Annotated in this window: 5 protein-coding genes and 1 pseudogene; 4 read left to right on the forward strand and 2 right to left on the reverse strand. The window is 64.4% G+C overall.

The annotated features are described in order from the left end of the window. Nucleotides 1-170: 170 nt before the first annotated feature. Nucleotides 171-1283 (reverse strand): DNA polymerase III subunit beta, encoded by a 1113-nt coding sequence (gene dnaN / locus ACIQ6O_RS12600; protein ID WP_396208143.1) that lies wholly within the window; start codon nucleotides 1281-1283, stop codon nucleotides 171-173. A 233-nt stretch (nucleotides 1284-1516) separates the two neighbouring features. After that, the gene (dnaA, locus tag ACIQ6O_RS12605; RefSeq protein WP_396208144.1) at nucleotides 1517-2935 is read right to left on the reverse strand and encodes a chromosomal replication initiator protein DnaA; all 1419 of its coding nucleotides are present in this window, start codon (nucleotides 2933-2935) and stop codon (nucleotides 1517-1519) included. A 295-nt stretch (nucleotides 2936-3230) separates the two neighbouring features. Between dnaA and rpmH the strand changes: the two genes are divergently transcribed. From rpmH to yidC, 4 genes and pseudogenes are all read left to right on the forward strand, one after another. Continuing rightward, nucleotides 3231-3395 (forward strand): 50S ribosomal protein L34, encoded by a 165-nt coding sequence (gene rpmH, locus ACIQ6O_RS12610; protein WP_291260890.1) that lies wholly within the window; start codon nucleotides 3231-3233, stop codon nucleotides 3393-3395. Nucleotides 3396-3417: 22 nt separating this feature from the next. Beyond that, nucleotides 3418-3765 (forward strand): annotated as a pseudogene (rnpA, locus tag ACIQ6O_RS12615) (ribonuclease P protein component); the annotation flags it as partial. A 65-nt stretch (nucleotides 3766-3830) separates the two neighbouring features. After that, nucleotides 3831-4022: a membrane protein insertion efficiency factor YidD gene (gene yidD / locus ACIQ6O_RS12620; protein ID WP_396208146.1), complete on the forward strand. Its 192-nt coding sequence runs from the start codon at nucleotides 3831-3833 to the stop codon at nucleotides 4020-4022. Between the two features lie 57 nt (nucleotides 4023-4079). Beyond that, a partial coding sequence (yidC, locus tag ACIQ6O_RS12625) for a membrane protein insertase YidC (RefSeq protein ID WP_396208145.1) occupies nucleotides 4080-5149 on the forward strand: 1070 nt, incomplete at its 3' end.

Consider the following 5149-nt stretch of genomic DNA (forward strand, 5'->3'; position numbering starts at 1 on the left):
CGAAGCAACGCGCGAAGGGGTGGTACGGATCGACCCGGGCGGACGCCCACACCGCAAAAAACCGCGCACCGAAACAGCGCCGACCCGAAACGCAAAACCCGAACCCGTAACCCGAAACTGATCAGTTGCGGGTCGTGAGTTCGGGTTTCGCGTTGTGGGTTGCCGGACGATCAGTCCATCAGGCGCAGCGGCATCACCAGGCAGAGATACTTGGCCGCATCGTCCCAGCCTTCGGGCTCGATGGTCGCGGCGCGCTCGGGGGCCTTGAACGTCAGGCGCACTTGTTCAGTGGGCATGAAGCGCAGGATTTCGAGCAGGTAGGTCGCGTTGAAGCCGATGTCGAGCTGGTCACCCGTGTAGTTCACCGGGAGTTCATCGCTTGCTTCGCCCAGATCCGGCGTGGTCACGCTGAACTTCAGCATGCCCGTGTTGAAGGACATCTTGATGCGGTGTGTCTGATCGCTGGCGATGACGCTCATGCGCTTGAGCGCCTGCGTGAGCGACGCCTTGTCGGCGATGGCGTAGCGATCGTTGTCCTTCGGGATGACCTGTTCGTAGTTGGGGTACGGGCCTTCGACGAGGCGCGTGTACACCGACGTGAACGGCGAGCGGAAGCCGAGGTGGTTTTCCCCGCGCGCGATTTCGAGCTCTTCTTCGGCCGGGAACAGCCGGCGAATCTGCTCGAGCGCCTTCGGGGGCACGATGAGATCGCCCGGCGGCGCGCTGCTGGCTTCGACCGGCAGTTCCATCTTCGCCAGACGATGGCCGTTGGTGGCCACCATGCGCATGCGCTCTTCGCGCAGCTCCCAGAGCACGCCGTTGAGAATCGGGCGCGACTCCTCGGTGCTCACGGCGAAGGCCGTGTGCGAGATCAGCTTCTGCAGCTCGCCCGACTTGACCCGCCACGAATCGTTGAAGCGGACTTGCGGGAAGGTTGGGAATTCGTCGCGCGGCAAGCCGAGAAGCTTGAACTTGGAGCGGCCACACTCAAGCGTGACGCGCTGTTCGCCACTAGCCGCGATCTTCACCGGCGAGGGCGGCAATTCGCGCGCGATCTCGCTGAGCTTCTTGGCGGGAATGGTGATCGCGCCAGGCGTCTCGACGTCGGCACTGACTTCGGTGCTGACGGCGATGTCGAGGTCGGTCGCCGAAAACCGGATACCGCGATCGGTGGTTTCGACGAGCAGGTTTGCCAGTACCGGCAAGGTGGTCTTGGCCGGTACGGCTGCCGTTACGGCCTGAAGGCCTTCCTGCAGCTTTTCACGCGAGATCGTGAACTTCATGCCCGAATTTGTGGAAGGACTGCTGAAGCCTGCTGTTTAAAAACAGACTTAGATATAAAAACAGTAGTAGCAGCAGGGCGTGTGGGCTTGTCTACAAACGCTGCAAGCTATGCGTTTGAAAGCACTTCCGCCATACCACCTCATGTGGACTGCCTGTGGGGGAGTGCGGAGACTCCCCGGTGATGCACAGGAGGGGGTGGTGAAAATGTTGGGAAATGTGGAGCCGCGGGGATTCAGGTGCCGAGTTGCCCGGTTGTCCGCAGAGTTTCCAACATGCCGCGGACCTTGAGCACACGCTCGGTGAACGAGGGGTCTGCTGCCTGATCTTCGGCCACGCGTTCAAGCGAATGAATGACCGTGGAGTGGTCGCGGCCGCCGAACGCGTTGCCGATTTCGACGAGTTGGAGCGCCAGCAGCTCTCGACAGAGGTACATCGCCACCTGGCGCGGTACGGTGAGCTGCTTGGTGCGCGTCTTGGAGCGAAGACCGTCCGGCGTGACCCCCCATTCCCTGGCCACGACCTGCTGGATGGTGGCGACGGTGATGGTGGTGGGGGGCACATCGGGGAAATCGGCGGTGCTGGCACCACGCAACTTGTCGCGCAGGGCCTCACGGGCGAGGTCGACCGAGATATCGCGATGCTTGAGTGATGCGTAGGCAAGCAGCTTGATGATGGACCCCTCGAGCTCGCGCACCGACGACTTCACGTGCTGCGCGATGAATTCGATGACTTCGTCGGGGATCGTGAGCTCGAGGTGATCGAGGCTGGCCTTCTTCTTGAGAATGGCGATGCGGTGCTCGAGATCGGGCGAATCGACATTGGCCACCATGCCCCACTCGAAGCGGGACACGAGACGTGATTCGAGCCCGGGGATCTCGCGGGGCGGGCGATCGGAGTTGAGCACGATCTGTCGGCCCGCTTCGTAGATGGCGTTGAAGGTGTGGAAGAACTCTTCCTGCGTGCTCTCTTTTCCCTTCAGGAATTGAACGTCGTCCACGAGGAGCAGATCGATCTCGCGGAAGCGGCGCCGGAAATCGCCCATCTGTCCGGTCTGGATCGCGCTGATGAACTCGTTGGTGAACTGTTCGGTCCCCACGTAGGCGATGCGCAGCGTGGGCGTGCGGCGGAGCAGTTCGTGGGCGATGCCCTGCATGAGGTGCGTCTTGCCAAGCCCCGTTTCCCCGTAGATGAAGAGCGGGTTGTATACCTTGCCCGGCGCCTGGGCGGCGGCTTGCGCGGCCGCCGCGGCGACATCGTTCGACTTACCGATGACGAACTGGTCGAAGGTGTACCGAGGGTTGAGTGGCGTTGACATGCGCGTTTGCTGCACCGTTGGTGGCGCAACAATTGGCGCAGGCGGCGGGGCCACGAACATGTCCATCTGCACCCGCCCCACCCGCTCCTCGTGCACTTTGAAGCGGACCTTCATGGGGTGGCCGAGGGCGACCGGAGCGAACGTGGCCAGCAGGTCGGCGTGCTTGGAGTCGTTCCAGTCGGCGGAGAACTGGTCGGGGGCGCCGATCACGAGCGTATCGCCATCGAGGGCGATGGCGTCGGTGGGTTCGAGCCAGGTCCGATACGTCTGCTCCGGCAGTACCTGGCGGGCGCGTTGGCGCAGGCGATCCCAGGTTTCGGCAGGTGATAGCGACATGGGCGGGCTCGAACGGAGGCGAACGGAAGCGGGGGGGCGGCGAAGGTACCCCGACGATTGTGGATAAGTCAATTGGGCAAATGCGCGTGAGTTCCGCCATGTGCCCCCGGGGTCGCGGTGGGTGGATACGTGTTGGCAAGCAAGTGGAAATGTTGCGAGGCAACTCGTTGTCGGAGGCCAATTTGGGCAGACTCCCGCCCTTGACCTCGCGTCCCGTGCCGGGTACATTCCGAGGCTTGGTTCGCGATTCAGTACCGTCTGAATTTTTCCGTACCCGTTTCTCCTAGAGTTCGCCATGGGCAAGCCCACCTATCGTCCGCGCAACACGCGTCGCATCCGCAAGCACGGCTTCCGTGCGCGCATGGAGACGAAGTGGGGGCGCGCTGTCCTCGCTCGTCGCCGCAAGAAGGGGCGCAAGCAGTTGACCGTTCAGCTCCCGTCGAAGTACGCGGGCGCCTGATTCTCGAGCCTTCCCGCGCCAGCAACGGCTGACGCGCGGGACCGAACTCGAACGAGTCCGTCACGAAGGGAAGCGAGTACGCACCGCGTCGTTCGACGTGCGCGCGACCGCTTCCCTTCATGCGTTTCCCCGTGTGGGCTTCGTCGTGCCCAAGTACAAGCACTCCGGCGTCGAGCGTAATCGCGTGAAGCGCCGTCTCCGGGAGCTCGTACGGGTGCACCTCCTTGCCCAGCTGGAAGCGCGTGCAACGGCCCACCCCCCGGTCGATCTCGTGGTGCGCATCTTCCCGTCGGCGTACGGCCGCGACGTTGCGGCGCTCCACAGCGAACTGGAGCAGGCGGTGCAGCAACTGCTGCGCCGTCTGGCCTGAGCATGTCCGCTGATCGCGCCGAAGCGGCCACGCGGTGGACGCGGTTTCCACGGCTCGTCCTCATCATGGGGGTCCGCGCGTATCAGATCGTGCTCTCGCCCATCTTTGGCGGCGCGTGCCGGTATTATCCTTCCTGTTCCGCGTACGCCATCGAAGCGCTCGAAAAGCACGGGGCCTGGCGTGGCGGGTGGATGGCGTTGCGCCGCATCGGCCGCTGCCATCCGTTCCGGCCGGGCGGGTTCGACCCGGTACCCTGACGCGACTCCGCGCGGTTTTCTCCAATCGGATTCGCCCAGCGACACTTTCATACTCTCATGGAACCACGTCGTATCGTTCTGGCTGTCGTACTGATGGCGGCCGTGCTGCTCGTCACTCCGTATCTCTTCCCCACGCCGCCGCAGGCGCCCGTGGCCAAGAAGCCCACGGCGGATTCGCTGACGACGGGCGCGAGTGGCGCCACGGCCAGCGGTGCCGCTGCAACCGGCGCCACGGCGACGGCTTCCGCCATGGGGGCAGCAGCAACCACCGACAGCACCGGCGCCCAGGTGGCCCCCGTCGTGATGCCGGTGGATACCGCGACGGTGAAGACGGCGGTCGCCGACTATCGCACGACCAACAAGGGGGCGGCGCTCATCGGCGCCTCGCTCACGAACTACCAGGCGTTGTCGAACGGTGGCCGCACGCGCAGCGGCACGGTGGAGCTCGCGCTCCCCAACGAACGCATGCTCGCCTTCCGTCTCGTCGTCCCCGGCGATACGGTCGACCTCGGCAAGCAGGTCTTCCGCTCGCAGCAAACCCAGGATGGCGCCAACACCGTGGTGCGGTATGACGCCGACCTGCCGGGCAAGACGGTCTCCATCACGTACTCATTCCTCCCCGACAGCTTCCGGGTGAACGTGTCTGCGACGGTGGCAGGCGTGCCGGAGAACAGCTATCTGCTGGTGGATCTGCCCACGGGGTTCCGCAGCAACGAGTCGGACCCGACCGAAGACCACCGGCACCTCGCGTACGCCTACAAGCCGGAGCTCGATGGCGCCGAGGGCATTGCCTTCAGCTCGCTCGATCCGGGTGAGCGTGAAATCGACGCGGGGCCCATCACCTGGGGCGTGGCGAAGAGCAAGTATTTCATCCTCGGCGTGCTCACGCCGAAGGGCGGCACGCCGTTCGCCGAGATCAACGTGACCGGCGGGCCGCGCATGAACGATGAGGCGACGCGCGGCCAAGCCACACTCGTCACGCCGCTCAAGGCCGGCAACGCGGCCTTCGAAGTGTACGTGGGCCCGCAGGAGTTCAAGCGGCTGCTCGCGCTCGGCCGTCAATTCGAAACGTCGAATCCGTACGGCGGCTGGATTCAGGGCATCGTGCAGCCGTTCGCCACGATGGT

The organism is Gemmatimonas sp., from assembly GCF_044345575.1.
Classification (GTDB): domain Bacteria; phylum Gemmatimonadota; class Gemmatimonadetes; order Gemmatimonadales; family Gemmatimonadaceae; genus Gemmatimonas.

Bases quoted from the DNA above. Each gene is read 5' to 3' on its own strand.
- rpmH (WP_291260890.1), top strand. From the start codon at position 3,231: ATGGGCAAGCCCACCTATCGTCCGCGCAACACGCGTCGCATCCGCAAG.
- yidD (WP_396208146.1), top strand. From the start codon at position 3,831: ATGGGGGTCCGCGCGTATCAGATCGTGCTCTCGCCCATCTTTGGCGGC.
- dnaA (WP_396208144.1), bottom strand. From the start codon at position 2,935: ATGTCGCTATCACCTGCCGAAACCTGGGATCGCCTGCGCCAACGCGCC.
- dnaN (WP_396208143.1), bottom strand. From the start codon at position 1,283: ATGAAGTTCACGATCTCGCGTGAAAAGCTGCAGGAAGGCCTTCAGGCC.